Raw genomic sequence first — 25,735 nt, 5'->3', positions numbered from 1 at the left:
TTATGTATTTAATAAGAAATTTAAATAACGAAGGGAGAAAAATATGAGCATTATAGGAACTTTGATTAATGTAATATTACATCTTGATAAATATTTAAATGTAATAATACAAAATTATGGAATATGGACATATGTCCTTATATTTCTAATTATATTCTGTGAAACTGGATTAGTTATAACTCCATTTTTACCAGGAGATTCTATTTTATTTGCAACTGGAGCACTTGCTTCCATTGGGTCACTTAAAATATTGCCATTATTTATTGTATTTTATTTATCTGCTGTAATTGGTGATACTGCTAATTATCATATAGGTCAGAAAATCGGAAGTAAGATTTTAGACAAGGAAGATGTGAAATATATAAATAAAGAATACCTTAAGAAAGCACACAGCTTTTATGAAAAACATGGCTCTATGACAATAGTATTAGGAAGGTTTATACCCATAATTAGAACCTTTGTACCATTTGTAGCTGGTATAGGAGAAATGAGTTATTCAAAATTCATTACCTATAACATGTTAGGTGGATTTCTATGGGTAGTATTATTTTTAGGGGGAGGGTACTTCTTTGGAGACCTACCTTTTATAAAACAACATTTTGCTTATGTTTTAATTGCTATTATAATAATATCTATTATTCCAGGAATAGTTGCATTTATTAAAGAAAAGGGAAATGGAGGGAATAATGAGGATGATGTCGTTAATACAGAATCTTGATAATTCTATTCTCTTATATATAAAGAATAATATGCATGGACATATGATGGATAGAGCTATGGTTATTATAACCTCTTTAGGCAATGGAGGAATCATATGGATTGTAACTGCTGTTTTACTAATGGGTAATAAAAAATACAGAAATATAGGGTTTATGGCTTTAGGAGCTTTGATATTAAGTACAATTTTAGGAGAAGGTATATTAAAACATGTAGTTCAACGTATAAGACCATCAGCAGATATACCAGCAGTTAATCTTCTGATTTCAAAACCTTTATCATATTCTTTTCCATCGGGACATACTACTTCTTCATTTGCAGTTGCAGGAGTATTAGCAAGATATTTTAAAGACTATGCACTTGAGTTTTTCGGTTTGGCAACTTTGATAGCCTTTTCAAGATTGTATTTATATGTTCATTATCCTACAGATGTTTTAGCTGGTATGATTTTAGGGTTAATTTGCAGTAAGATAACTATTTATTTTTTCAATAGAGTAAGTCAAGATACAACAGCTACTATGTAAAAGAGGTGATTAGATGTATTTAAATATTTTGAGAAGAATAAATATATTTGATAACTATGTTTTATTTGCTATTAAAAAATATATGCAAAATAAATATTTAGATAGACTAATGCCTATAGTAACAGGTATGGGGAATTTAGGAGTCATTTGGATTATGATGGCTGTAGCTTTAATATTAGACAAACCATATAGATTAATTGGTAATATAGTAATACTGACACTAATAATAAGCACCATTGTTGGAGAAGGAGTAGTAAAACATATAGTGAGGCGAGTTAGACCATGCAATCATGAAAATAATGTTAGTCTCTTGATTTCAAAGCCAATATCCTATTCTTTTCCTTCTGGACATACTCTATCATCTTTTGCTGTTGCTGAAGTGCTATCCATGTATTTTAGTCAATATAAGCTGATATTTATAGGTATAGCATTTCTAATAGCTTTATCGAGATTATATTTATATGTTCATTATCCAACAGATGTTATAGCAGGAATCATAATTGGAATATTCTGTTCTAAGTTAATCTTTATAATTTTACAAGAAGGATATATAGCAAAGGTAGCTATCCTTTATCAAAATATATTATAGAAGAGGTATTAAAAATGAATATGGAGCTTTTTAGACTAATAAATAATTTAGCAAATAAAAATATTGTTTTAGATAAGATAATGATTTTCTTTTCTAAGGATGTACCATATATATTTATGGCTGTTATTGCAATAGTATTTATATTAGGAGTGACCTTGCTTCAATAAAATAGACAGCAAGAATCCGTAAATATCTTATTTATTCTTAATATTGCTATGAAGCTTCTCCCACCATAAATGGAGGAATGTATCCATTTGTTGAATGAGTCCTATGACGGTTATAGAATAACTCTATGTATTCAAAAACAGCTCTTTTGGCCTCTTCTCTGGTTTTAAAATTATAATCATTTAACCATTCCATTTTGAGTTTACCCCAGAAGGATTCCATGGGTGCGTTATCATAACAATTGCCTTTTCTGCTCATGCTGCATACAAAACCATACTTTTTAAGTAGTTTTTGATAGTCATTACTAGCATACTGTATTCCTCGGTCAGAATGAATAATTAAACCTTGTTTAGCCCCTGTTCTTCCAACTGCTTGATTTAGAGCTGCTGAGACAAGTTCAGTTTTCATATTGCTATCCATAGCCCAACCTATAATTCTGCGACCATATAGATCCATTACACCAGCGAGATAGAGCCAACCTTCCTTTGTGTGAATATAGGTTATATCTGATACCCACTTTTGGTTAGGTTTTTCAGCTGTAAAATTTCTATTGAGAATGTTGTCTGCAACAGGAAGATTATGATTTGAGTATGTGGTAGCTTTATATTTCTTTGCCACCTTAGAACGTATTCCATTTGCTTTCATTAATCTCGCTATGCGCCCTTTACTTGCTTTCTGGTCGTCAGGCAGATTTTTAGTTATTTGGGGTGCACCATAGATTCTATGACTCTTTTTATAAATTGATTTTATAGTTTCTAGAAGCTTTTTATTTTCTCTACTCCTATTGCTTTCACTACGTGAAATGTATGCATAGTAACCGCTTCTTGACACCTGCAGGGCCTTGCACATCCTTGCAATCTGAAATACGAAACGGTATTGATGAATAAATTTAAACTTATTTATTTCAGATTTTTCGCAAAGTAGGCCGCGGCTTTTTTTAGTATTTCATTCTCCTCTTTGAGATTGGCTATTTCTCTATGCAACCTTCTTATTTCATCATCCTCAGGTTTAAGGTTACCACTACCAGGAAAGGCATTTGAACTATCTTGTTCATACTGTTTAACCCAATCTCTTACGGTTGAATAGTGTACTCCTAATTCCTTTGCCATTAAGCTTGTTGTTGTTTCTCCAGCTAATATCTTTGCAACTGTTTGCTCTTTGAATGCTTTATCAAACTTTTTTCTCTGTCCCATTTTGAATCCCTCCAACTTCTTATTTTTATTATATAGGGATTCTTAGTGTCCATCAAACTGGAGTAGGGTCAGAGTTACAAAAAAGAATTGTGATTATAGAAAAGTTGCTTTTAATACTTTTGTTATTACAGTAATTAATTTAATTCTAAGTTTTATCATTGGAGGTATATATTATGTAGACAGACCTTTTGTGCATAATAAAGTGAATTTACTATTACCTCATGCAACGGATGCATCCTTCCCAAGTGACCATGCTACAGGGACAATGAGTATAGCATTAGGTATTACAAAATACAACAAATTACTTGGTAGAATGTTAACTGTAATATCAATAATTGTAGGGCTTTCAAGAGTATATGTTGGACATCACTATCCTATGGATGTTATAGGAGCTTATATTATTGTTTTTGGAACAAGTTACTTATACAACTTGAAATTAAGAAATAAAGTAGAAAATTTATATGAAGTAGTTGAAAAGAAGATAGCAACAAGATTAGGGCTTAAATCATTATATAGCGAAATTTAATTTTATTTAAATAACATGAGTTGAGATTTAAGCTCATGTTATTTAAATATATGGATAAAGATACAATGAAAGGAGGTTAAGACTAAAATGAAGATATTGATTACTACAGATACCTATTTTCCTATGACAAATGGAGTTGTAATTTCTATGGATAATTTGTACAAGCAGTTAAAGCTTTTAGGACATGACGTGAAAATATTAACCTTATCGTCAGATGGAAATGAGCATATATCGGGAGACATTTATTACTTTAGCTCTTATAATTCAAATATTTATCCTAATACAAGAGTTATAAAACTTGGTCAAAATAAAATAATAAAAGAATTAATAAAGTGGAATCCAGATATTATACATTCCCAAAGTGAATTTTCAACAATGATTGTGGCTAAATATTTAAAAAGAAAATTGAATATTCCTCAAGTTCATACTTATCATACGATGTATGAAGATTATTTGCATTATTTTCTTGGAGGAAAAGTATTAAGAAAAACTGTAGTTTCTAAGTTAACTGGAATATTATTAAATACTTTTGAGACGGTCATAGCTCCAACAGAGAAGATTAAGGAGAAGTTAGAAAGTTGTAATGTGTCTACAAATATTGAAGTAGCACCAACTGGAATCAATATAGAAAAATTTCAAAAAGGTTTATCGCAAGTTGAAAAAGAAAAACTTTTATCAAGATATGGATTAAGTAGTAAAGATACTATTTTACTTTATGTAGGTAGGATTGCTGAAGAGAAAAATATTGAAGAAGTATTGAGTCTATATAATAATGCTTTAAGGTATGTAAAAAATACTAAGTTACTTATAGTCGGTGGAGGTCCAGATTTACCTAAGCTAAAAGATATAGTGAAAAAGTATGGTATTGAAGAATATGTAAAGTTTACGGATATGATTAATACTGATGAAATTTATAAATATTATAATCTTGGGGATATTTTCATAACAGCTTCAATAAGTGAAACTCAAGGAATAACATATATTGAGGCTCTTGCCAGTGGACTACCTGTAATATGTAGATGGGACATGTGTATAAAAGACTTAATTATAGATAGACAGACTGGATTTACTTATAAAAATGAAGAAGAATTTAAAAATGCTTTAATTAATATAGTTCTAAATGAAGAATTAAAAAGGCATATGGGAACTAATATACAAAGTAAAGTGAGGAGTTACTCTGTAGAACGATTTGGTGAAAGAATCTTGGAAGTTTATAATACAGTATTAGACCAAAAAGATATTCACTATTTAATGAAAAAGATATAAAATTAGTTATATTAAAACGAGGAGGGATGTTATATTGAAAAATAAGAATAAGTATTTAATTAGTAATTTAAAAATCAAAAATGGATTGTATAGCATATTAATAATATCTATATGCTCCTTTTTACTTTTAGGTGGAGTTGCCTATTATACAATTAATCATATAAAATCTATGCAGGATGATATGTATACAAATGCTTTAATACCAATATCACAAGCTTCAGAGGTAAAAGCTAATTTAATGGAATCAAAATTTTACATAACAAATGTTACTTCAGTAGAATACAGCCAAGATTATGTAAAAAAAATTGATAAGATAGATACCGAAATTAGAGATTTGCTCAAGAATTATGAAAATAGAAGTTTGGATACTAAGGAAAATGAATATATACAAAAGGTAAAATCTACTTATGAATCATATAACAATAATTGGAAGTCGATAAAATCAAAATTATCATCAGGTGAAAAGCTGAGTGCAGAAGATTTTAAAGCTTTTGATGCCACTTGTAATAATGTGGATAGTGCTGTAGATGATATGATAACCTATGGTAAAAAGGATGCTGATACATTACGTTCAGATACAAATATGAAAGCAATGAATAGCTCTAAGATATTTGTATACTTATTTATATTAGCAATTATTTTAATGGGTGTTATAACAATTATGGTTATCAATGTTATTAAGCATTCTATAAAAGGATTTACCGAAACCTTAGATACTATATCAGAAGGTGATTTTTCAATAAATATAGATACAAGTGGTACAAATGAGTTTGGATTAATGAAGAAACAATTAGGTATGTCTCTCGAAAAAATAAAATATATGATTCAATCAATAAGCTCTACATCAAATACAGTTGATACTCAATCAAATTTACTTTTAGAGCTATCAAATGAAATTGCAAGTTCTTCTAAAGATGTTGCAAATGTAATACAAGAGGTTTCAAGTGGAGTTGAAACACAAGCTGATAACTTAACTAATATAAACAACTATGTAGGTGACTTTGGAGTTAAGGTATCAGAAATTGTAGCTTTAATAGAGGATGTTAACAAGAATACAGAACTTGTAAATGAAAAAGCTGTAAGTGGAAATAGTAACTTTAAAATGCTAATAAACTCTGTTGACGAAGTGAAACAATCTTTTATGGATGTAAAAAAACGAATATTGGAGCTTGGAAAGAATATCAATGAAATAAATGAGATTACAAATCTTATTAACAACATAGCTGGACAGACGAATTTATTGGCGTTAAATGCGGCCATTGAGGCGGCCAGGGCAGGAGAGTCAGGGAAGGGGTTTGCAGTTGTTGCAGATGAAATAAGAAAATTAGCCGAGCAGTCTAAGGTGTCTTCTGATAGGATAGGACAATTAATTCAAAGCATTACTAAAGAATCTGATATAGTAATAAACACAACAGAATCAATGGACAATGAATTAAATAAGCAAGGTAATGTAATTGATAATTCAATAACTTCATTTGACGATATAATAACATCTATAGGGGAGGTTACTCCAAAAGTTAAGAAGATAAATGATATGTCTATTGAGATAAATAATGATAAGGATTTAATTATAGAACGAATTGATGAAGTTTTCCTCAGTTGCAGAGGAAATCTCAGCTTCAACAGAAGAAATATCAGCTACATCTCAAGAAATAAGTGATTTTACAGATAAAATAGCACAATCGTCAGAAACACTTGATTTGTCATCAAAGGAAATGTTAGAAAAAGTAAGTAAATTTAAGATTTAAATAGAAAACAGCAATATTTCTTGCTGTTTTTTGTTTTAGTATTATATTAATAAAAAATCTAAGGCCTTCTTAATTTGACTTTAATGTAATTTTAATCTAACAAGATGAAAATAGAAAATAGAGGGAGGTACAAAGAGTTAAGCATATAAGAAAATTATAGCAAATTAATTAGTGATAAAATTTAGGAGGTTTTTTAATGAACAAGAAAATAGTATCAATAGCACTTACTGGATTGTTAGGAGTTACCTTATTATCTACAGGGTTAGTAAAAAATAATGTATTTGCATCCACGATTGGTAATAAAACAGAGACAGAGGTCTCGAAAGAAAAAAGTGATGATTCAAATTTAACAAATGTAAAAGTTAAACTTACTAAGGATGATGTCAGTAAATTAATTTTGAATAAATATAAAGATAGTAAAATTTCTAATATTCATTTAGAGGATGAAGATGGCAATGTAGTGTATGGGGTTAATTTAATCATAACTGGAAGTGAGCATGATATAAAGATAGATGCAAATAGTGGTAATATTTTAAAGGATGAAGTCGATAATCAAAATTCAGAAAAATCAAGTGAGGAAACTGATAAAAATAAAGAAGAAAATGATTTAAGTTATAAATCATCAGTTCAAATAACTGATAACAAAGATATAGCAGAAAATAAAACTAAGGACTTAGAAAATAAGGAAGAAGCCAGTTTGAAAGGACTTGCGAAAATAACTGCTGACCAGGTTAAAACAATAATAAGCAATAAGTATAAAGAAGGGATTGTAACCAAAGTAGCTTTAGAAAATGAGAATGGAAATGTTGTATACGGGGTAAAGGTCAATGCTAAAGACGGTGTGCATGATATAAAAGTAGATGCTGGAAATGGAAACATTCTAATTGACCAGATAGGTGAATAATAAGGTTTATAAATTTAAGTAGTCTCTTTACTTGAGACTACTTTTTATGATTGCTATATGTCTGAGTATTTTATCAAGTTGTGAAAAAGATTATTAATAAACTAAGAGGTTTAGAAATGAAAAACAAAGGATATAAACTAAAACAAAGGAAGATATCAGTAGTGTTTATTATACTAATAGTTATTCTTCAAGTATTTACAGCATCTTTCATAAGTTGCTTAGTAGTATTTTATGGACCATTTCCAGTGGTTAGAAAGATGATTGTTGGCACTTCAATGTCCAGTTATAAGCATCAATATATTGCGAAGTTATTTTTGAGTGATTCTGAGATTTCTAAAATATTAAACAGTGGTATAGAGAGTACAGGTAGTGGAGAACAAAAAATTTCAAATATTAAAATTAATAACTATCAAGACAACAATATAGAAAGATATGATATAAATGGCTCAAAATTTAAAGGATATATACTTGTTATTAAAAACCCTCTTAGGGTGAGGGTAGGTTATACAAATAAATTGACAAAGCAAGGAGAACGAACCAGCGATATTGCAAAAGATCATAATGCTATTGCGGCCATTAATGGAGGAGGATTCATGGATAAATCAAATAGTGGGAGTCTATGGGCTGGAACAGGAGCATACCCTACAGGTTTTGTTTTTTCTCATGGGAAAATTGTTTATCAAGACGTATCTGATAAAGAACCATTAGATGTTATGGCATTAGATTCTCAAGGAAAAATGATAATTGGAAGCCATAGTATTAGTGATTTAAAAAAGCTTCAAGTATCTGAAGCAATAGCCTTTGGACCACCTTTAATAATAAATGGAAAAGCAACCTTTAATGGTGATGGGGGTCAAGGAATTACTGCGAGAACTGCAATAGGACAAAGAAAAGACGGAGCTATACTATTATTAGTGGTTGATGGTAGAAGAATAAATATGCCAGGAGCAACACTACATGATATACAAAAAATTATGTTAGATTATAATGCTTATAATGCTACAAATTTAGATGGTGGTTCATCAAGTACAATGTATTATAAAGGCAATATTATAAATAGTCCTTGTAATCCACTTGGAGAAAGAACAGTAGCAACAGCTTTATATGTTGAACCATAGTTAGGAGAGGTTAAATTGAGGTATCTTAAGATTTTTATAATCGGATTTTTGGCTATAATAATTATTCAATTTGGAGGATTAGTATTTTTGGAAACTGTATATTTTGCTGATAACTCTTCATATTCGTCAACAAAAGTAGAAAACAATGCTACTCAAGAGATATCAAAACCAAAATTAATTTTAGAAGGAGGAGGTACAAATACATCAGCATCATACGATGGAAAATATCTTGCTTATTTAAAGAATAAAGATTTATTTGTTTTAAATTTAGATGATACTAATAAAACTAAAGTGTCTGCAAATGATGGCATGGAAATAATATATTATAAATGGATATATGACAGAAACAGATTAATATTAGCTGAAAGACCAACTGATACAAAAAATGGCACGTTTTTTAAATTATATTATTATGATGTAGACAGTAAAAGTAAGGTTGAAATATTTAATGAAGTAAATAATAGAAGTATAAAAATACCTATATATAACAGTAATGAAAAGATAGATGCAATTGATATGTCTACTCTTACCAATATTATATATGTTAAACTATCAAGTTCAAATAACTATATCAGAGTATACAGCATAAATATAATGGCTCAAGAAAAAAGTATTAATACTGTAACTCATAATATTGGAAAAATTATCTCTACAAAGAGAGACGATGTTTTATTGTATGAAAACTTAAATGATAGGAAAGTTTTTAAGCATGGCGATAGTTTACCTTTAGAAATTGACGGAAATAGTAATTTGAGTTTATTAGGAATAGATAATAAGGATAATATATACCTGGCACTAACAAACAAGGATAAAACCCAAACAATATATTATGGGAACATAACCAATAAGGATTGGAAAAAGATTGATATAAAAACAGTGGTAGATATTAGCAATATATATATAAATTTTAAGGGACAAATTTTTATTAAGGACAGTTCTAAATCAATAATTATAGAGATTTTAACAGGAAAAGAAACATACTACAGTGGAAAAATCATTGATATGTATGACAATGGAATTATAAGTGAAAAGAATAATGAAATTACCAAAAGTACACTTCAATAGTGATGAATAATTAAGGGATAAAATTATAAAAAAATAAAATTAGCTTCAAGATTTAAGTTCATTGAAAGTCAGATGTTAAATGAAAAACTCCACCGATATTTGTAGAGTGGAGTTTAAATTTAATGGTTAAGCATGAAAATCAATAATATTGCCAGTTTTGGAACTTAAAGCTGATGAATTATTGTCTTTTGAATCAATGCTTACAGTGGGGTGATTCTGCTTAAGTGTTTCTGCCAATTTTTCACTGGTACTTTCATTGGCTTCTTCAGTTGCTTTACTATTCGTTTTAGTATTCTGATATTTAAAATATATCCCTTGAGAAAAATTTCCGTTATTTATGGAATTAATCATAAATAGCACCTCCTTTTATTTTGTTATTCTATAGTAAACTGAGAAGATTAAAATAATATTAAAATCCTATTAATTAAAAGGTAAAATAACATAATTTTATTTTTTAATATGAACCTAAGTATTTTCTAATCTGACTTTAATCTTTTATGTAGAAAATATGAATAACATAGAACAAGATGGGTTAATGGAATAGTACAAAACTATGAAATGAGGATTTTTTATTTTATTTGAAATGGAGATGAATTAGTTGCAGTATGTAATCGAACTCTTTAATCATTATGGATATACAGTATTATTAATAGCTTTAATGTTAGAATTGATAGCATTTCCATTACCAGGAGAAGCTCTCATGACCTATTGTGGATATATTATTTACCAGCAAAAAATGAGCTGGAGTATTAGTATCTTAATATCTACACTGGGGGTAGGTATAGGTATTACTCTATCTTATTTTATAGGGAAAGTATTGGGAATAAACTTTTTTTGAAAAGCATGGTCATTATATCCATATGGATAAAAAAGATTAGATAATATATCAAGATGGTTTGAGAAGTATGGTAATAAACTGCTGATTATAGCATATTTTATCCCAGGAGTTAGGCATGTTACAGGATATTTTTCTGGTATCACAAAAGTATCCTATAGAAAATTTGCAATTAATGCTTATTTAGGAGCTTTTATATGGACTGCAACATTTATTTCATTAGGAAAAGTTCTTGGAGCTAATTGGGAGAGATATCATAATTTATTAAAGAAGTATTTACTAATAGGTAGCTTAGTTATAGCTGTGATTATAGTAATTATATACCTTTATAAGACTTATAAACAACAAATATATGATTCTGTTATAAAATTGCTTAATAGTAGTTTAAAGATATTTCATTCTCTGGGGAAAATAAAAGTTGCTATAGCAGGAATAGCAGTTTCATTTTTAATATTTTTAGTTCTTGTGATTGGTGTTATTCAAGATTATTTGTCACATGAATTTAGTGAGTTTGATGAAATATCAAAATATGTAATAATGAATATTTTTGATGAAAACTGGACTAATATTATGAAGGTATTCAGAGGTGCATCAAATATATATGTACTTTTGATAACCGTAATTATTATTGTTATTTGGATTTTTATAAAGGGTATTAATAAATTAAAGGAAATTGAGTTTTTGATTATTTCCTTTTTGGGTGCAGAAGCGATTAGTAATATATTAAAAATTGTTTTTCATAGATTGGGACCATCAGGTACATTATACACGTTTCCAAGTGGAGAAGGTTTTATGACAGTCGTAACATATGGCTTTTTAGCTTATATGATATTAAAGTATAGTAAACAAACTTGTATTAATTATTTAGTATTAAGCATATGTTTATGTATTAATTTTCTTATTGGATTAAGTATGATTTATTTAAATTTGCAATATCCAAGTGACATTATAGCTGGTTATGAATTTGGGGCTGTATGGCTTAGTTTAAGTATTATTTTATTAGAGATTTATAGAGTTTTACCTAATATAAGAAACTAAATAAATGTTATAGATAATAACAGAAGATATTGAAAAGTCTATATTCACAAAGTATATGTAAAATATATTAATAGTGATAAAATATTTCTCAAACCAAGCAGTACTTTCATTGTATGGCTTGCTTAAGTTATTATAGCGTCTATAATAAACTTAAGCAAGCGATTTTAAATTTCAAAATATAAAACAATTTGGAGGTAAAATATGATTACAGAAAAAATGATATTACTAGACATAGTTGAAAAATATCCCGAGACAGAAAAAATTTTTCATGAATATGATTATATTTTAGGAAAATGCTTATTATGTAATAATCTGTTTGATTCAATAGAAAATATAGTAAAAGAGTATAAACTTAATTCTAATGAAATGTTAGAAAAATTGAATAGAAGTTTAAATTAAAGTTCTTATTTGAAGTAAATTAAGATGTTATCATAAAATTTTTTAAAACTGAATCAAAAATGTTGTTAGGTTCCTATTGAAATTAAACTGGCATATGCTATAATAATACCTGTGAGGGGTATGTTAAGAAAAGAGGTGAATCTTATGAAAATTAAAGTAATTAAGAGTAGATGCCCACAAAATCATTCATGTCCATCAGTAAGGGTATGTCCAGTAAATGCTCTTAAGCAGGTAGCATATAAGGCACCAACAGTTTCAGAGGATGAATGCATTAAGTGTGGAAAATGTGTAAGATATTGTCCTATGGGGGCAATACAATTTGTAGAAGAATAAAAATAAAATTTCTATAAAAATAAATTTATATTTAAAAAGAGGAGGTAATTACAGATGAAAGAAATAAATGAGAGCATGTTTAATGAGGAAGTTATTGAAAGTGATATACCAGTAGTTGTAGATTTTTGGGCGCCATGGTGTGGTCCTTGTAGGATGGTTGCGCCTGTTATGGAGGAATTAGATAAACAATATTCTGGAAAAGTAAAATTTGTTAAAGTAAATGTTGATGAAAATCCTATAATATCAAATAAATTCAGAATAGCAAGTATACCAACAATAATGGTTTTTAACAGTGGTAAAGCTGTAGAAAATATAATTGGTTTTAGACCTAAATCAGATTTCGAGCAGATAGTAAATAAATATATCTAATATAATTAAAGAAGATATTTATGAACGAAATCTAATGAAATAAGTGATAAAATATATGAGATTAAGTAGGTATGCTAAAGAAAATTTTAAGAAGCTTCCGGATTGCTCCCCGTATTATCAACAATTTCTTACGAATGCTAGTTAATTCATAGATTTTCTTATAAACTCATTTGGGCTCATATAGTTTAAGCTCCCATGTATTCTTTCTTCATTATAAAACTTTATATATTCATCAATAAGCATGTACCCATGGGTAAAATTCTCAATTTCATTCCAAGCTAAACATTCCTTGGAAAGCAGCGAGTGAAAAGATTCAATATGCGCATTGTAGTTTGGTGAATTTGTCGGAATAAGTTCATGGTATATATTATTTGCCATACAAAAATGTTCAAATTTTACAGAAGTGAATTGTGGTCCATTATCACTTCTTAAAACTATGTTGGAAGTGATGTCATTTTCTATAAGAGCTCTTTTTATAGCTTTCAGAGCATCATTAGTTGTTGCGGTTTTAGTTATCTCCCTACCAACAAGTTTCCTTGAACAAACATCTATGATATCTGTAAGCATTATAAATTGGCCGTTTAAGGCTTTAACATACTTTATATCTATTTGCCATAATTGATTTATATCACTTATCTCCCTTGCGATAGCAAGATGGCCTTGCTTTGTATGCTTTATATATGGAAGAAGTAGACCTAATTTCTTTGCTAACCTGTATACTTTCTTAGCATTTACCATTACCCCATGATTTTTACGAAGGATTTTAGTAATCTTTTTATAACCATAGAATGGAGTTTTTTCACAGGCTTCGTGCAAGAGAGTTTCGATAACTGAATCATCAACTACACAGTTATTTATTCCATATGAAAATCCTGGAATGGGTCTTCCGACCTTACATTTTGACCCAAATTCATTTTCAATTTTAGTTAACTTTTTCTTGGGATAGAAAGCTGATCTTGATATTTGAAGTAGCCTACAAGCTCTAGATATATTAATACCTTTATCTGTATATTCTTTAGCTAACGCTACTTTTTCGGCTACTTTAGGTAATTCTTTTTTTTTAATAAGTCTTGAAGCATATCAAGTTCTAACTCCTTTTTACCGATTAGCTCTTTAAGTTTACGGTTTTCATCTTCTAATGCTCTTTCTTTTATACTTGGCTCATAATCTTTAGATTGAGTAGCATTAATTACACCAAGTTGTTTTTTAAATGTACATAAAGTGGATGATGTTAATTCATATTTCTTGCAAACCTGAGCGTGTGTTAATCCATTATTTAGTTCATCAACAATCTTAATTTTATCTTCTATGGTAAACTTTCTTCTAGCCATATTTCTAACCTCCATCATATAATCTTATATTATCATGCTCGTTAGAAACTGTCGAAGTCTATTATGGGGTCAGAATGCTTCCGTTAAAATTAGTACTACTAATTTTAATAACTTTTGCAATGATACAGTTTGTTTCAGTGTCATTTATAAATTATAACGTTTTGAGAAAAATTGGTGTTGATAAAAATATTATAAAGCTGTTTTTAACTAAATTAATTATTATTAATATAAGTATGCTTATACTCTTTATTATTATTGTGCTTATAATCACTAGGATATTTAGAAGGATAAATAATTATGCATTTTATAGCTGTACAACTGGACTACCGAATAAGAATTATGTATTAAATAATTTAACCAGTGAAATTTCTAGAATTAAAGAGTTTTCAGCACTAATTAGCTTAGATATGGATAATTTTAAAGGTGTTAATGATAATCTTGGACATTTATCTGGAGATGAACTGTTAAGACAGGCAGGTAGAAGATTCAAAAAAATTATTAAAATCCAAGATTGTGTATGTCATATTGGAGGAGATGAATTTTTATTTTTTATAAAGTCTGCTAATAATAAAAGTGAAGTTGAAAAAATTGCAAAAGAAATTATACTTACATTTACAAAACCATTTATTATTAATGGGAAAAATGTAGATTATGTAACTGCAAGTATTGGTATAGCATTGATACCACAGGATGGAAATGATTTTCAGACTATCTATAATTGCGCAGATGATGCTATGTATAGTGCTAAAGGACTAGGTAAAAATAGTTATAAATTTTACGATAAAAGTATGAGCTTTCACATATATGAGAATGCTGTTAAAAAGAAAGAAATAGAAGATGGAATAAAAAACAAGGAATTTAAAGTGTTTTATCAACCCAAAGTTTCCAAAGATGGAGTTTTAATTGGTGCAGAGGCATTGGTTAGATGGTTTAAAAGTGATGGTAAGATGCTGCCACCTTCTGAATTTATTAATTTGGCAGAGAGAAATGGTTTGATTATTTCTATAAGTGAAATTGTAATTGATGAAGTTTGCAGTAAAGTTAATTTTTGGATAGAAAAAGGTTATGGGAATTTTACTATTTCTATAAATATTACAGCAGAACACCTGATTAATGAAAAACTTTGTAAAGGTATTATTGAAAGAATAAAGTCATATGATATACCTACAGAATATATAGAATTTGAAATTACAGAGTCAATGATTATAAAAGACTTTGATGTAGCAGCAAACAATATTAAAATGATAAAAGATTTCGGCATTAAAGTAAGTATGGATGATTTTGGAACAGGATATTCTTCATTAAATTATCTTAAGAAATTACCTATAGATATTATTAAGATAGATAAATCCTTTATAGATACGATTAATGAAGAAGAAAAAGACAGAATAATACTGGAAAATATTATTAATATATCACACAGCTTTAATTATGATGTAGTGGCTGAAGGTGTGGAAAATGCACAACAGTATGAAATATTGAAAAATATGAAGTGTGATATATTTCAAGGATATTATTTTGGAAAGCCTGTTGATGAAGGTACTTTTGAAACTTTATTTCTAAAGCAGTTTAATAAATTATAGATGTAAGCGTCAAAATTTTAGTACCTTTAATATGTTGCAAAACAGTATTAAAATATCCTAGTAGGCAATTTAAAACCTACTAGGATTAATTATTTCTTCCGTAGCTGACACTATTAAGTTCTAAGATTTACCTGAGAGAAACGAAAGGTAAATCCACCTTCACTGTACTCTGTACTTTGTACTCTGTGCTCTGAATCAGCTTCCAGTTTATCAGTATAAACTTGATATTATCAATTTCATCCTTTAAGCTTGTTTATCTAATAAGTTCAAAGGCCTTTTTTAAATCGTCTATTAAATCATTAACATTTTCTATTCCTATAGACAATCTTATAAGATTATCAACTATTCCAAGCTCCTGTCTTAAATCATATGGAAGTGCTGCATGTGTCATTGTAGCTGGATGGCATGCTAGGGATTCAACTCCTCCAAGGCTTTCACCTAGTGTTATAAGTTCTATACTCTTCATAAACTTTTTATAATCATATTTTTTATCTATTACAAAAGATAAAAACTGCTCCTGCTCCCTTTGCCTGCTTATTTTGAAGTTCATATCCAGGGTGACTTTTCAATCCTGGGTAATATACTTTGTCTACTTCTTCTCTGTTTTCTAAAAATTCTGCAACTACTGTTGCATTTTGAATGTGTCTGTCCATTCTAACAGGTAGAGTCTTTATTCCTCTAATTAAAAGGAAACTGTCAAAGGGTTGAAGTATACCACCAGTTGAATTCTGTATAAAATGCATTTTCTCTGCTAGTTCTTCACTGTTAACTACCACAAGTCCAGCTATTAAATCGCTGTGACCTCCTAAATATTTTGTTGCACTGTGAAGAACAATATCTGCACCAAGGTTTAATGGCTTTTGAAGATATGGAGTCATAAAGGTGTTGTCAACCACTGTTAACAATCCATTTTTCTTTGCAATATCTGAAACAGCTTTTATATCTGTTATATCCATAAGTGGATTGGTTGGAGATTCTATAAAAATTGCTTTTACTTCTTTATCTATGCTTCCTTCAACATTTTTTATATCAGTCATATCTACCATTTTATATTTTATATTGAAGTTATTAAAAATTTTATCTAGTACTCTAAAAGTACCCCCATAAACATTGTTTGATATCAAAATCTTATCTCCACTTTTAAAGAGCATTATAACTGCTGTGATAGCAGCCATTCCAGAAGCAAATGCAAAGCCTTTCTTTCCCTCCTCAAGATCTGAAATAAGTTTTTCAAGTGCAGCTCTTGTAGGATTTCCAGTTCTCGAATATTCATAACCTTTGTTTACACCTATTTCTTCCTGCTTATAAGTTGATGTTTGGTATATAGGCACATTAACTGCTCCTGTCTCCTTATCTCCGTCAATTCCTCCATGTATTACTAGTGATTCAAATTTCATAATATCTCCTCCATTTTATATTTTTCATATTGTTTTACTAGGTTTTTATTTATAATTTAATATTTTTTACCCTGTGCTATAAATATTCCTGTTTCGGTAAACTCACCTTTGCTTGAGTAACCTGTACATTTAAGTCCACTACTTTCAACTTTTATTTCTTTTAAACTTGCTTTTTTCATAACATTTTTTATTTGTTCATGAGAAAAACCAAGCCAAACATCATGCATTTCTTCTCTAGCCCAAGTGCCATTATGCTGTTCTACGTCAGATATTATTAGCGTTCCCTTCTTTTTTAATATTCTGTGCATTTCTTTAACTGCTCTTTGTATATCTTCTATATGATGAAGTGCCATATTAATAAAAACTGCATCCACACTCTCATCATATAGTGGTAAATCATACATATCACCTTTCATTGGATATATATTTTTTATGCCTTTATTGAAAGTAGTTTTCTTTAATTCATGAAGCATATTTGTCGAATTATCCATTGAAAAAACTATGTTTGCTTTTTCTGAAAGACCAATCGATATAAAACCAGTACCACAACCTAAATCTGCACAAACTTTACCATCTATATTAATTTTAGAAATCACCTTGTTTCTTAGTTCATCTTTAAAATATTCTTTCCTTATTTTGTTCCAATCTTCTGCAATCCCATTAAAATAAGCTGCTGAATTCATAATTAAACACTCCTTATAAATAAATTCCAAAATAAAAACTCCCACCTCTATAATAAATATTATAGAGGCAGAAGTTATCTGCGGTTCCACTCTACTTGCTGCAAATAAAGAAATTAAATAAAATTTCCTTTTACAACACTCATAATCGAGTACATCATAATACCCTAACGCTTTATCGTGCGTACACGCCGTAGTTCACCATGTATAAAATACACTTCAACCCGGTACTCAAGGTGCATTCAATTAAATTCTCCCAAAAATCCATTTCAGCCAATGTGGATTTATCTCTGATGTTATAAACCTAATTTACTATTCCCTATCATCGATTCGTCTTTAATAACATTTTATGCAAAAATAAAACTTACGTTCATCTTTATGAACATTATACAACTATATTTCAAATTTTACAACCTAATTATTTCTGTTTTTTCAATAGCTTCTTCAATTAACTTTTCTTTATCAAGAGCACTTTCAGATTTTTTTATCTGCTCTAAAATTGGTTTTGTCTTAGGATGCTTTGGTACAAATATAGTACAGCAATCCTCATATGGAAGTATAGATGTTTCATAAGTTCCGATCCTTCTTGAAATCTCCATAATATCTATTTTATCAAGTGCTATAAGTGGTCTAAATACAGGTCTATCAGCACAATCATTGCTCACTACGAGCCCCTGCATTGTTTGACTTGCAACCTGACCTATACTTTCTCCTGTAGCTACAGAATGAATTTCATTGTCTTTGGCTATTCTGCAAGCAATACTCATCATAAATCTTCTCATGATTATAGTGAGTTCGTCTTCTCTGCACTTTTCTATTATCTGCATCTGAATATCTGTAAAATTAACTACATATAAATTAGTTCTTCCAATATATCCAGTTAATATTTCTGCTAACTTTTTAACCTTATCTTTAGCTCTTTCACTTGTATATGGAGGACTATGGAAGTAAACACAATCAACCTCTACTCCACGTCTTGCCATCATATAACCTGCTACTGGAGAATCTATTCCACCGGAAAGCATAAGAAGTGTTTTCCCATTAGTACCATATGGCATTCCGTTAAGACCTTTTATAGGTTTTGAATAAATATAGGTATTATCCCTAACATCTATGTGAACCATACATTCTGGATTATGTATATCTACAGTTATATCCTGAAGGTTATCTAGAACATAAGCTCCAACCTCTCTATTTATCTCCATTGAATTATATGCGAATGTTTTGTTTGCTCTGTTAGTCTCTATTTTGAAAGTTTTAGCTCCGCTTTCCTTTACTTCTTCAAGTGCCTGTGCTTTTATAGCATCATAATCTGTTTCTATCTGTGATACCACACAAATTTCAGCGATTCCAAATACCTTCATTAATCTTTCTATAATTTCATCAACATTGCTGCCTTCTAAAAACCATCTTCCGGAATCATGAACAAAAGTATATTCCAAACCCTTTAATGATCTTTTCATATTGTCTCTTAACTTTTTTTCAAATTTCCCCTTATTTAAACCTTTTAGAAAAATTTCGGAGGCATATTTAACCATTATTAGCTTTTTCATTTTTTTATTCTCCTCAAAAACTTAAGTATTTTTTCTAAATTTTCTACTGCATAATCTATTTCTTCAATTGTATTTCTGGGAGAAAAACTAAATCTTAAAGCACCATCCATGTAGCAGTTTTCTATTCCCATTGCCGCTAAAACATGACTTATATGTTTTTTCTTTGATGAACATGCTGAGCCAGTAGATACATATATGTCTTTTTCTTCAAGTGCATGAACAAGTACTTCTCCTCTTACTCCATTGAAGGAAACATTAACTACATGTGGGAGAAAATCATCACCCAATCCGCAGTTAATTCTAATATCATCAATTTTAAAAATTTTGTCTATAAAATATTCTTTTAATTTCTTTACCTTAACATAATTTTCTTCCATATTTTGATGTATATTTTTTGCTGCATAAGCAAAAAGCTGCAATAGCCGGAAGATTCTCTGTTCCTGCTCTTAAACCAAATTCCTGCCCCCCGCCCGCTATTAAAGGCTCTGGTACAAGTCCCTTTCTTACATAGGCAAAACCTATTCCTCTTGGTCCATATATCTTATGTGAACTCGTTGAAAGCAAATCTATCCCCATCTTTTTAGGATTTATCTTTAGCTTTCCATAGCTTTGTACTGCATCTACATGAAACTTTACTCTTGAACTTTTTGCTTTTATAGTCTTACTTATAGCTTTAATATCCTGAATAGTACCCGTTTCATTGTTAACATGCATAATGCTTACAAGAACAGTATCCTTTGTTATGCTATTTTCAAGATCTTGAAGTTTTATTTTTCCTTTATCATCCACATCTATATATGTAACCTTTACTCCCCATCTTTCAAGCTGAGCAAAAGTGTTTAAAACACTAGGGTGCTCTATTTTAGAAGTTATAATATGTAATCCTGGTTTTACAAAACCTTTTATTAAAAAATTATTGCATTCACTTCCACCAGAAGTAAATATAATTTCACTTTCTTCTGCCCCTATCGTATCTGCCAAAATTTTTCTTGATTCTATTAACTTATCCTCTGCCTTTTTACCTAAAGAGTGAAGTGATGACGGATTTCCATAATAATTATAAAAAACATCCTTCATTATTTCTGAAACTTCTTTAAGAGGCTCAGTAGTTGCACTATTATCAAAATATACCAAGTGCGAGTCCCTTCTTTCTTATAATTCATATTATGTAAATTTTTAAGTAAATCAGTTATTTGTTTTCATAAAATTCATAGAAGCATCGAGATTTTATGAGAACAAATGACAATTTACTAATAAAAATTATATAATTACCACAATAAATATAAATCAATAAAAATCAAATGTCAACTTCTTTATAGCGCCTTAATTTTTTTTAATCTTTTTATTGCTTCTATTAAAGTTTCATCTTTTTTAGCAAAGTGAAATCTAATGTAATTGTTCACATCCTCCTTAAAGAAACTTGACCCCGGTACTGCTGCTACCCCTACTTCCTTTGCAAGCCACTGACAGAATTTATAATCACTTTTTTCACCAAACTCTGATATATCGACTAAAACATAATACGCACCTTGAGGTTCAAAATATTTGAGTTTTGCTTCCTCTAAGCCATTTAAAAAAAGCTGTTTTTTTCTACCATAAATTTCAATCAATTCTTCATAGTAATCCTCTCCAAGACTAAGACCAGCACAGGCAGCTTTTTGAAGCGGTGCTGCTGCCCCTACCGTCAAGAAATCATGAACTTTTTTTGCAGTTATCGACTATTTTCTTATCGGCTATAATATATCCAAGTCTCCACCCAGTTATAGAATAAGTTTTAGAAAGTGAACTACAGGATATAGTTCTTTCCTTCATTCCTGGAAGCGACGCTATATAGGTATGTTTATAAGGCTTATATACAATATGTTCATAAACCTCATCTGTTATTACAAAAGTATCATATTTTTTAGCCAGATCACTTATATATAAAAGCTCATCTCTTGTAAATACTTTTCCAACAGGGTTAGATGGATTACATAGTATTAAAGCTTTAGGTTTCTCCTCAAATGCTTTTTTTAAAACTTCTTTATCAAAATTAAATTTTGGTGGAATGAGTGGAATATATATAGGTTCTGCTCCACAAAGTATTGCATCTGCTCCATAGTTTTCATAAAATGGTGAGAATACAATAACCTTATCGCCTCTATCGCAAACAGACATCATAGCTACCATCATGGCTTCGGTACTTCCGCAGGTAACTACTATATTTTCATTGGGGTTTATTTCAATGCCCATATATTTTTCCTGCTTTTTTGCCAGCTTTTCTCTAAATTCATTTGACCCCCAGGTAATTTCATATTGATGAGGTCCATGACTTGCTGCTTCTTTAAGCGCTTCAGTTATAGCTTTTGGAGGCTCCCAATCTGGAAAACCTTGAGATAAATTAATAGCACCATAATCATTAGATATTCTTGTCATTTTTCTTATTACTGATTCTGTAAACCAATCAAGTTTATTGCTTAAATTAGGCATTTTATCATCTCCTATAAAAAAATAAAACCGCTTTTCAATAAGAAAAACAGTTTTTTAATTTCTAAAATGTACTTCTCTCTTATCTCTCAAATAAATTTGCAGGAATTAACACCATACATTCAAATGAAAAATGCTGGTTGTTGGGTTTCACAGGGCCAGTCCCTCCACCACTCTTGATAAGAAACAATATTAAGTTTTTTGACACGTTAATTCTTTTATTAAATTATATCATCCTTTTTATATATGCACCAGTTTAAATTATACTTTTTTATTAAAATATTATTTTTTAACTTCAGTATAATCAACATCTACTACATTGTCTTTATCATATCCAAAGCCTTTATCTTCACTTGAGAATTCCGATGTTACCTCATCTTTTTTACTAAATTCCATTTTCTTATTGCTTTTACTTTCAAACCATTTAGTTATTTTAAATACTCCCCAAATAGTTAAGCCCACCACTAAAATGACAGGAAGAATTTTAATAAACAATGTTATTGCTAAAAAAGCAATAATTAAACCTCCTATAGTACCTAATACTGTTTTATTTGAAAAACTCATTACAATCCACTCCTTATCATAAATGTAAATTTAGCCTTCTTTATTAACATTAAAAACATTTATACCACAACATTCTTGTAAATGGTATAATATAACCTTTAAAAAAGTATTAATAATCTGTTAATACTAGAGATAAAGACCTAAAAGGTTAAAATATAAACACTAATAAAATTATTGCTTTTGGTTATAATATATTTTGTACAAATCCTTAAAATACTTTAATTTAAAATAAGAATATCATGGAGGTTCTTTTATATGGCTCACAAAGGTAATAAGAATAGTAAAGATAATAAAAAAGCTGGTCAAAAAACAAAAAGTGCACTAGAAAAAATGACTCAGGAATTGTCAGATGAAATTGGGCTAACATACGATAAATCAAAACGAAAAAGGAACAAAAACTCTAATACTAATAGTGATCCAAGAAGCTAAAAAGAAACACCCTCGTATTTTTATGAATATGAGGGTATTTCCTTTACATTTTATAAATTGCTAAGTTTTTTTTCTAATATTTCTTTAACCATAGGCGGATTTGCTTTTCCTTTACTTGCCTTCATAACCTGACCTACAAGATAGCCTATAGCTTGAACCTTACCTGCCTTATAATCCACAACAGATTTTTCATTATTTTTAAGTACCTCATCTACTAAGTTTTCGAGGGCACTACTGTCACTTATTTGTGATAATCCTTTTTCTTCAACTATAACTTTAGGCTCTTTAGAAGTCTTAAACATTTCTTCAAATACCTCTTTTGCAGCAGTATTACTTACTGCCTTGCCCTTAATCATATCAAAAAGCTCCTTCATACTTTCAGGAGATACAGGTATGTTCTTGGAATCTGTTTCTGTTTCTCTCATTAATCTAAGCATATCTCCAAGCATCCAGTTTGAAGTTGTTTTACTGTCTGCTCCCAAGGATACAACTTTTTCAAAATAATCGGATAATGCCTTATCTTCTACAAGTATTTCCACTTCTTTATCTGTAAGATTGTACTGATCTTTAAATCTTTTTGTTCTATCAACTGGAAGCTCTGGCATTTCTTCATTTACATTTTTAATTAATTCATCCTTTATAACTATAGGAATTATATCTGGTTCAGGGAAATATCTATAATCGTTAGCATCTTCCTTAGTTCTCATGGTTACAGTTTTTCCTTTTCCTGCATCCCATCTTCTTGTTTCTTGTTTTATTCTGAAGCCTTCTCCAAAATCATAAAGTTCCTTCTGACGTTTTTCCTCCTTTTCAAGGGCTTTTTGAAGTTCTTTAAAAGAGTTTATGTTTTTTATTTCAACCTTAGTGTTGTATTCTTCTTTTCCAAATTCTCTTAAGGATATGTTCGCATCACATCTCATTGAACCTTGATCCATACGACAATCCGATATATTTGCATACTGAAGTATTGCTCTTAATGTCTTCATAAACTCAACTGCTTCTTCTGGTGAACGCATATCTGGTTCAGAAACTATTTCTATAAGAGGAACTCCAACACGGTTATAGTCTATAAGTGAATAAGGTTCATATTCCATGTGAACAAGTTTGCCAGCATCCTCTTCTATGTGAATTCTATTAAGTCTTACTTTTCTCATTCCATCCTTTGTATGTATTTCTACATATCCGCTGCCGCATATAGGTAAATCAAATTGAGATATTTGATATGCCTTTGGAAGATCTGGATAAAAGTAATTTTTTCTATCCATCTTATTTAACTTATTTATTTTACAATTAAGTGCCTCTCCTGCTTTTACTGCAAGGTGAACAACTTCTTCATTTAAAACAGGAAGTGTTCCTGGAAGTCCCATGCATATTGGGCAAGTATGCTCATTAGGTTTAGCACCAAATTCTGTTGAGCAATTACAAAATATTTTTGTTTTTGTGCTTAATTCAGCATGTATTTCAAGACCTATGACGGTTTCGTAACTCATACCTATCTTTCCTCCTTTTCAAGTGCTCTTGCTGCTCTAAATATTTTCTTTTCTCCAAAATGAGGTCCTAAAAGCTGCAAACCTATTGGAAGCCCTTCTTTGCTTACGGCACAAGGCATTGATATCGCAGGAATTCCAGCAAGGTTTATATTTACTGTGTATATATCTGCAAGATACATCTCAAGAGGATCTGCTTTTTTCTCTCCTATTTTAAAAGGAAGTACAGGCGATACAGGGCTAAGTATAAGATCAAACTTTTCAAAAGCCTCTTTAAATTGAAGTTTTATTTTCTTTTTAAGTTTTAATGCTCTTTTATAATATGCATCATAGTAACCTGAGGAAAGAGCATAGGTACCAAGCATTATTCTTCTTTTAACTTCATCTCCAAAAGCCTCTGTTCTACTGCTTTCCATCAAATCATATACATCCTCAAAATCCTTTGGTCTGTATCCATATCTTATTCCATCAAATCTTGCAAGATTTGAACTTGCCTCTGCTGATGAAATTATATAATATGCAGAAAGCCCTTCTTCAGTTATTGGAAGACTCATTTCTGTAACTTCTGCACCTAAACTCTTTAATTTTTCTATAGTGCTTTCAACTGCTGCCTTTATTTCTGGATCAAGGCCCTCTCCAAAAAATTCTTTTGGCATTCCTATCTTCATACCTTTTATTCCATCATCAATTCCATCTAGGTAATCAACTTTAGCAAGACCTTTTACACTTGTATTGTCAAGCTGATCTTCTCCTGCAATAACATCTAAAAGCTCTGCGCAGTCCTTTACTGTCTTTCCAAATGGTCCTATTTGATCAAGGGAAGAACCAAATGCTATAAGTCCAAATCTTGAGACAAGCCCGTAAGTTGGCTTAAGGCCTACAACTCCGCAAAAAGCTGCTGGCTGTCTTATTGAACCACCTGTATCTGATCCCAAAGATATTGGAGCCATTTTAGCAGCAACTACAGCAGCAGAACCACCAGATGATCCACCAGGTACTCTTGTTATATCTCTTGGATTTTTAGTAACTTTGAAAGCTGAGTTTTCAGTAGAGGAACCCATTGCAAATTCGTCCATATTTGCTTTTCCTATTATTACTGCATCCTCTTCCTTTAATTTCTTTATTACTGTAGCATCGTATGGTGGAACAAAATCATAAAGCATTTTTGATGCGCAGGTAGTTTTTATTCCATCTGTACATATATTATCTTTTATAGCAATAGGAATACCAGCAAGCTTTCCTACTTTTTCTCCCTTTGCTATTTTTTCATCTACTATTTTCGCCTGCTTCACTGCATAGTCTTTACACAAGGTTATATATGCTTCTATTTCAGGTTCAGTTTTTTCTATATTATCAAAATAAGCTTTAACTATATCCTGTGACTTTAATTCTTTATTTAATATAGAAGCTTTTAATTCTTCTACAGTCATATCCAATATATCCATTTAAAAAGCCT

23 protein-coding genes, 6 pseudogenes and 1 riboswitch are annotated in these 25,735 nt (G+C 29.9%); of the genes and pseudogenes, 17 read left to right on the top strand and 12 right to left on the bottom strand.

Annotated elements, in window-relative coordinates:
- Positions 1 to 43: 43 nt before the first annotated feature.
- From AGR56_RS12330 to AGR56_RS20350, 4 genes and pseudogenes are all read left to right on the top strand, one after another.
- The gene (locus AGR56_RS12330; RefSeq protein ID WP_053242479.1) at positions 44 to 718 is read left to right on the top strand and encodes a DedA family protein; all 675 of its coding nucleotides are present in this window, start codon (positions 44 to 46) and stop codon (positions 716 to 718) included.
- A complete protein-coding gene (locus tag AGR56_RS12325) occupies positions 693 to 1,241 on the top strand; it encodes a phosphatase PAP2 family protein (RefSeq protein WP_198150057.1) in 549 nt (182 codons plus the stop codon). Before AGR56_RS12330 ends, AGR56_RS12325 begins: the two co-directional genes overlap by 26 nt.
- Positions 1,242 to 1,254: 13 nt before the next feature.
- On the top strand, positions 1,255 to 1,830 hold the full coding sequence (locus tag AGR56_RS12320) for a phosphatase PAP2 family protein (protein ID WP_053242478.1): 576 nt from the start codon (positions 1,255 to 1,257) through the stop codon (positions 1,828 to 1,830).
- Positions 1,831 to 1,844: 14 nt separating this feature from the next.
- Positions 1,845 to 1,994: pseudogene (locus AGR56_RS20350) on the top strand (phosphatase PAP2 family protein); the annotation flags it as partial.
- Between the two features lie 49 nt (positions 1,995 to 2,043).
- Here the strand turns inward: AGR56_RS20350 and AGR56_RS12315 are convergent.
- Positions 2,044 to 3,188 (bottom strand): IS3 family transposase gene (locus tag AGR56_RS12315; protein ID WP_278279630.1). Its coding sequence is split into 2 segments (ribosomal slippage): positions 2,044 to 2,924 and positions 2,924 to 3,188, totalling 1,146 coding nucleotides; the frame shifts between segments, so codons are not numbered across the junction.
- Between the two features lie 73 nt (positions 3,189 to 3,261).
- Here AGR56_RS12315 and AGR56_RS12305 point away from each other — a divergent pair.
- The 6 genes and pseudogenes from AGR56_RS12305 to AGR56_RS12280 all read left to right on the top strand — a co-directional run.
- A pseudogene (locus AGR56_RS12305) lies at positions 3,262 to 3,714 on the top strand (phosphatase PAP2 family protein); the annotation flags it as partial.
- 87 nt (positions 3,715 to 3,801) lie between these two features.
- Positions 3,802 to 4,980, top strand: a complete 1,179-nt coding sequence (locus tag AGR56_RS12300) for a glycosyltransferase family 4 protein (protein WP_053242475.1) — start codon at positions 3,802 to 3,804, stop codon at positions 4,978 to 4,980.
- A 34-nt stretch (positions 4,981 to 5,014) separates the two neighbouring features.
- Positions 5,015 to 6,640, top strand: a complete 1,626-nt coding sequence (locus AGR56_RS12295) for a methyl-accepting chemotaxis protein (RefSeq protein ID WP_053242474.1) — start codon at positions 5,015 to 5,017, stop codon at positions 6,638 to 6,640.
- Positions 6,641 to 6,924: 284 nt separating this feature from the next.
- Positions 6,925 to 7,632, top strand: coding sequence for a PepSY domain-containing protein (locus AGR56_RS20810; RefSeq protein ID WP_053242473.1), 708 nt, complete (start codon positions 6,925 to 6,927; stop codon positions 7,630 to 7,632).
- Between the two features lie 116 nt (positions 7,633 to 7,748).
- On the top strand, positions 7,749 to 8,750 hold the full coding sequence (locus AGR56_RS12285; protein WP_053242472.1) for a phosphodiester glycosidase family protein: 1,002 nt from the start codon (positions 7,749 to 7,751) through the stop codon (positions 8,748 to 8,750).
- Between the two features lie 15 nt (positions 8,751 to 8,765).
- Entirely contained in the window at positions 8,766 to 9,815 is a 1,050-nt protein-coding gene (locus AGR56_RS12280; RefSeq protein WP_053242471.1) for a hypothetical protein, read from the top strand.
- Positions 9,816 to 9,941: 126 nt separating this feature from the next.
- Here AGR56_RS12280 and AGR56_RS12275 read toward each other — a convergent pair whose 3' ends face one another.
- Positions 9,942 to 10,166 (bottom strand): hypothetical protein, encoded by a 225-nt coding sequence (locus AGR56_RS12275; RefSeq protein WP_053242470.1) that lies wholly within the window; start codon positions 10,164 to 10,166, stop codon positions 9,942 to 9,944.
- Positions 10,167 to 10,698: 532 nt separating this feature from the next.
- Between AGR56_RS12275 and AGR56_RS22885 the strand changes: the two are divergent.
- From AGR56_RS22885 to trxA, 5 genes and pseudogenes are all read left to right on the top strand, one after another.
- A pseudogene (locus AGR56_RS22885) lies at positions 10,699 to 10,866 on the top strand (VTT domain-containing protein); the annotation flags it as partial.
- A gap of 153 nt (positions 10,867 to 11,019) precedes the next feature.
- Positions 11,020 to 11,688, top strand: a complete 669-nt coding sequence (locus tag AGR56_RS21940; RefSeq protein WP_242851434.1) for a phosphatase PAP2 family protein — start codon at positions 11,020 to 11,022, stop codon at positions 11,686 to 11,688.
- A 201-nt stretch (positions 11,689 to 11,889) separates the two neighbouring features.
- Positions 11,890 to 12,087, top strand: coding sequence for a hypothetical protein (locus AGR56_RS12265; RefSeq protein ID WP_053242469.1), 198 nt, complete (start codon positions 11,890 to 11,892; stop codon positions 12,085 to 12,087).
- Between the two features lie 144 nt (positions 12,088 to 12,231).
- Positions 12,232 to 12,420, top strand: a complete 189-nt coding sequence (locus tag AGR56_RS12260; RefSeq protein WP_053242468.1) for a 4Fe-4S binding protein — start codon at positions 12,232 to 12,234, stop codon at positions 12,418 to 12,420.
- Between the two features lie 54 nt (positions 12,421 to 12,474).
- Positions 12,475 to 12,789 carry a thioredoxin gene (trxA, locus tag AGR56_RS12255; RefSeq protein ID WP_053242467.1) on the top strand — a complete coding sequence of 105 codons (315 nt, stop codon included), beginning with the start codon at positions 12,475 to 12,477 and terminating at the stop codon, positions 12,787 to 12,789.
- Positions 12,790 to 12,930: 141 nt separating this feature from the next.
- On the opposite strand, the gene AGR56_RS19605 is transcribed toward trxA, so the two are convergent.
- Both AGR56_RS19605 and AGR56_RS12245 read right to left on the bottom strand, forming a co-directional pair.
- Positions 12,931 to 13,854 carry an IS3 family transposase gene (locus AGR56_RS19605; RefSeq protein ID WP_157055762.1) on the bottom strand — a complete coding sequence of 308 codons (924 nt, stop codon included), beginning with the start codon at positions 13,852 to 13,854 and terminating at the stop codon, positions 12,931 to 12,933.
- Positions 13,827 to 14,120 (bottom strand): transposase, encoded by a 294-nt coding sequence (locus tag AGR56_RS12245; protein WP_053242466.1) that lies wholly within the window; start codon positions 14,118 to 14,120, stop codon positions 13,827 to 13,829. Before AGR56_RS12245 ends, AGR56_RS19605 begins: the two co-directional genes overlap by 28 nt.
- Positions 14,121 to 14,194: 74 nt before the next feature.
- On the opposite strand from AGR56_RS12245, the gene AGR56_RS12240 reads away from it, so the two are divergent.
- Entirely contained in the window at positions 14,195 to 15,703 is a 1,509-nt protein-coding gene (locus tag AGR56_RS12240; protein ID WP_053242465.1) for a bifunctional diguanylate cyclase/phosphodiesterase, read from the top strand.
- A 253-nt stretch (positions 15,704 to 15,956) separates the two neighbouring features.
- On the opposite strand, the pseudogene AGR56_RS12235 reads toward AGR56_RS12240, so the two are convergent.
- The 6 genes and pseudogenes from AGR56_RS12235 to AGR56_RS12210 form a co-directional block, all read right to left on the bottom strand.
- A pseudogene (locus AGR56_RS12235) lies at positions 15,957 to 17,100 on the bottom strand (aminotransferase class I/II-fold pyridoxal phosphate-dependent enzyme).
- Between the two features lie 56 nt (positions 17,101 to 17,156).
- Positions 17,157 to 17,783 (bottom strand): class I SAM-dependent methyltransferase, encoded by a 627-nt coding sequence (locus tag AGR56_RS12230; RefSeq protein ID WP_053242464.1) that lies wholly within the window; start codon positions 17,781 to 17,783, stop codon positions 17,157 to 17,159.
- 404 nt (positions 17,784 to 18,187) lie between these two features.
- The gene (gene thiI / locus AGR56_RS12225; protein ID WP_053242463.1) at positions 18,188 to 19,333 is read right to left on the bottom strand and encodes a tRNA uracil 4-sulfurtransferase ThiI; all 1,146 of its coding nucleotides are present in this window, start codon (positions 19,331 to 19,333) and stop codon (positions 18,188 to 18,190) included.
- Positions 19,330 to 20,410 (bottom strand): annotated as a pseudogene (locus AGR56_RS12220) (cysteine desulfurase family protein). The gene thiI and the pseudogene AGR56_RS12220 overlap by 4 nt, the downstream one beginning before the upstream one ends.
- 236 nt (positions 20,411 to 20,646) lie before the next feature.
- Positions 20,647 to 21,802, bottom strand: a pseudogene (locus AGR56_RS12215) (pyridoxal phosphate-dependent aminotransferase).
- Between the two features lie 76 nt (positions 21,803 to 21,878).
- A riboswitch (SAM riboswitch) is annotated at positions 21,879 to 21,985 on the bottom strand.
- A 96-nt stretch (positions 21,986 to 22,081) separates the two neighbouring features.
- Positions 22,082 to 22,363, bottom strand: a complete 282-nt coding sequence (locus AGR56_RS12210; protein ID WP_053242462.1) for a hypothetical protein — start codon at positions 22,361 to 22,363, stop codon at positions 22,082 to 22,084.
- 255 nt (positions 22,364 to 22,618) lie between these two features.
- Here AGR56_RS12210 and AGR56_RS19600 point away from each other — a divergent pair, with 255 nt between their 5' ends.
- The gene (locus tag AGR56_RS19600) at positions 22,619 to 22,792 is read left to right on the top strand and encodes a small, acid-soluble spore protein, alpha/beta type (RefSeq protein WP_084757010.1); all 174 of its coding nucleotides are present in this window, start codon (positions 22,619 to 22,621) and stop codon (positions 22,790 to 22,792) included.
- 50 nt (positions 22,793 to 22,842) lie between these two features.
- On the opposite strand, the gene gatB is transcribed toward AGR56_RS19600, so the two are convergent.
- Both gatB and gatA read right to left on the bottom strand, forming a co-directional pair.
- Complete coding sequence (gene gatB, locus AGR56_RS12205; RefSeq protein WP_053242461.1) at positions 22,843 to 24,282, bottom strand: Asp-tRNA(Asn)/Glu-tRNA(Gln) amidotransferase subunit GatB; 1,440 nt, start codon at positions 24,280 to 24,282, stop codon at positions 22,843 to 22,845.
- 2 nt (positions 24,283 to 24,284) lie between these two features.
- Positions 24,285 to 25,724, bottom strand: coding sequence for an Asp-tRNA(Asn)/Glu-tRNA(Gln) amidotransferase subunit GatA (gene gatA / locus AGR56_RS12200; protein WP_053242460.1), 1,440 nt, complete (start codon positions 25,722 to 25,724; stop codon positions 24,285 to 24,287).
- Between the last annotated feature and the right edge of the window lie 11 nt (positions 25,725 to 25,735).

Source organism: Clostridium sp. DMHC 10 (genome assembly GCF_001270375.1).
In the GTDB taxonomy this organism is placed as follows: Bacteria; Bacillota; Clostridia; order Clostridiales; family Clostridiaceae; genus Clostridium_S; species Clostridium_S guangxiense.
The sequence above is the reverse complement of the archived record's forward strand: the minus strand, read 5'-3'. Positions and strand labels throughout refer to the sequence as shown.

What these genes read in the sequence shown, in the direction of transcription:
- AGR56_RS12330 (WP_053242479.1), top strand. Translation starts at nt 44, where the DNA reads ATGAGCATTATAGGAACTTTGATTAATGTAATATTACATCTTGATAAA.
- AGR56_RS12325 (WP_198150057.1), top strand. Translation starts at nt 693, where the DNA reads ATGATGTCGTTAATACAGAATCTTGATAATTCTATTCTCTTATATATA.
- AGR56_RS12320 (WP_053242478.1), top strand. Translation starts at nt 1,255, where the DNA reads ATGTATTTAAATATTTTGAGAAGAATAAATATATTTGATAACTATGTT.
- AGR56_RS12300 (WP_053242475.1), top strand. Translation starts at nt 3,802, where the DNA reads ATGAAGATATTGATTACTACAGATACCTATTTTCCTATGACAAATGGA.
- AGR56_RS20810 (WP_053242473.1), top strand. Translation starts at nt 6,925, where the DNA reads ATGAACAAGAAAATAGTATCAATAGCACTTACTGGATTGTTAGGAGTT.
- AGR56_RS12285 (WP_053242472.1), top strand. Translation starts at nt 7,749, where the DNA reads ATGAAAAACAAAGGATATAAACTAAAACAAAGGAAGATATCAGTAGTG.
- AGR56_RS12275 (WP_053242470.1), bottom strand. Translation starts at nt 10,166, where the DNA reads ATGATTAATTCCATAAATAACGGAAATTTTTCTCAAGGGATATATTTT.
- AGR56_RS12265 (WP_053242469.1), top strand. Translation starts at nt 11,890, where the DNA reads ATGATTACAGAAAAAATGATATTACTAGACATAGTTGAAAAATATCCC.
- AGR56_RS12260 (WP_053242468.1), top strand. Translation starts at nt 12,232, where the DNA reads ATGAAAATTAAAGTAATTAAGAGTAGATGCCCACAAAATCATTCATGT.
- trxA (WP_053242467.1), top strand. Translation starts at nt 12,475, where the DNA reads ATGAAAGAAATAAATGAGAGCATGTTTAATGAGGAAGTTATTGAAAGT.
- AGR56_RS12245 (WP_053242466.1), bottom strand. Translation starts at nt 14,120, where the DNA reads ATGGCTAGAAGAAAGTTTACCATAGAAGATAAAATTAAGATTGTTGAT.
- AGR56_RS12240 (WP_053242465.1), top strand. Translation starts at nt 14,195, where the DNA reads ATGCTTCCGTTAAAATTAGTACTACTAATTTTAATAACTTTTGCAATG.
- AGR56_RS12230 (WP_053242464.1), bottom strand. Translation starts at nt 17,783, where the DNA reads ATGAATTCAGCAGCTTATTTTAATGGGATTGCAGAAGATTGGAACAAA.
- thiI (WP_053242463.1), bottom strand. Translation starts at nt 19,333, where the DNA reads ATGAAAAAGCTAATAATGGTTAAATATGCCTCCGAAATTTTTCTAAAA.
- AGR56_RS12210 (WP_053242462.1), bottom strand. Translation starts at nt 22,363, where the DNA reads ATGAGTTTTTCAAATAAAACAGTATTAGGTACTATAGGAGGTTTAATT.
- AGR56_RS19600 (WP_084757010.1), top strand. Translation starts at nt 22,619, where the DNA reads ATGGCTCACAAAGGTAATAAGAATAGTAAAGATAATAAAAAAGCTGGT.
- gatB (WP_053242461.1), bottom strand. Translation starts at nt 24,282, where the DNA reads ATGAGTTACGAAACCGTCATAGGTCTTGAAATACATGCTGAATTAAGC.
- gatA (WP_053242460.1), bottom strand. Translation starts at nt 25,724, where the DNA reads ATGGATATATTGGATATGACTGTAGAAGAATTAAAAGCTTCTATATTA.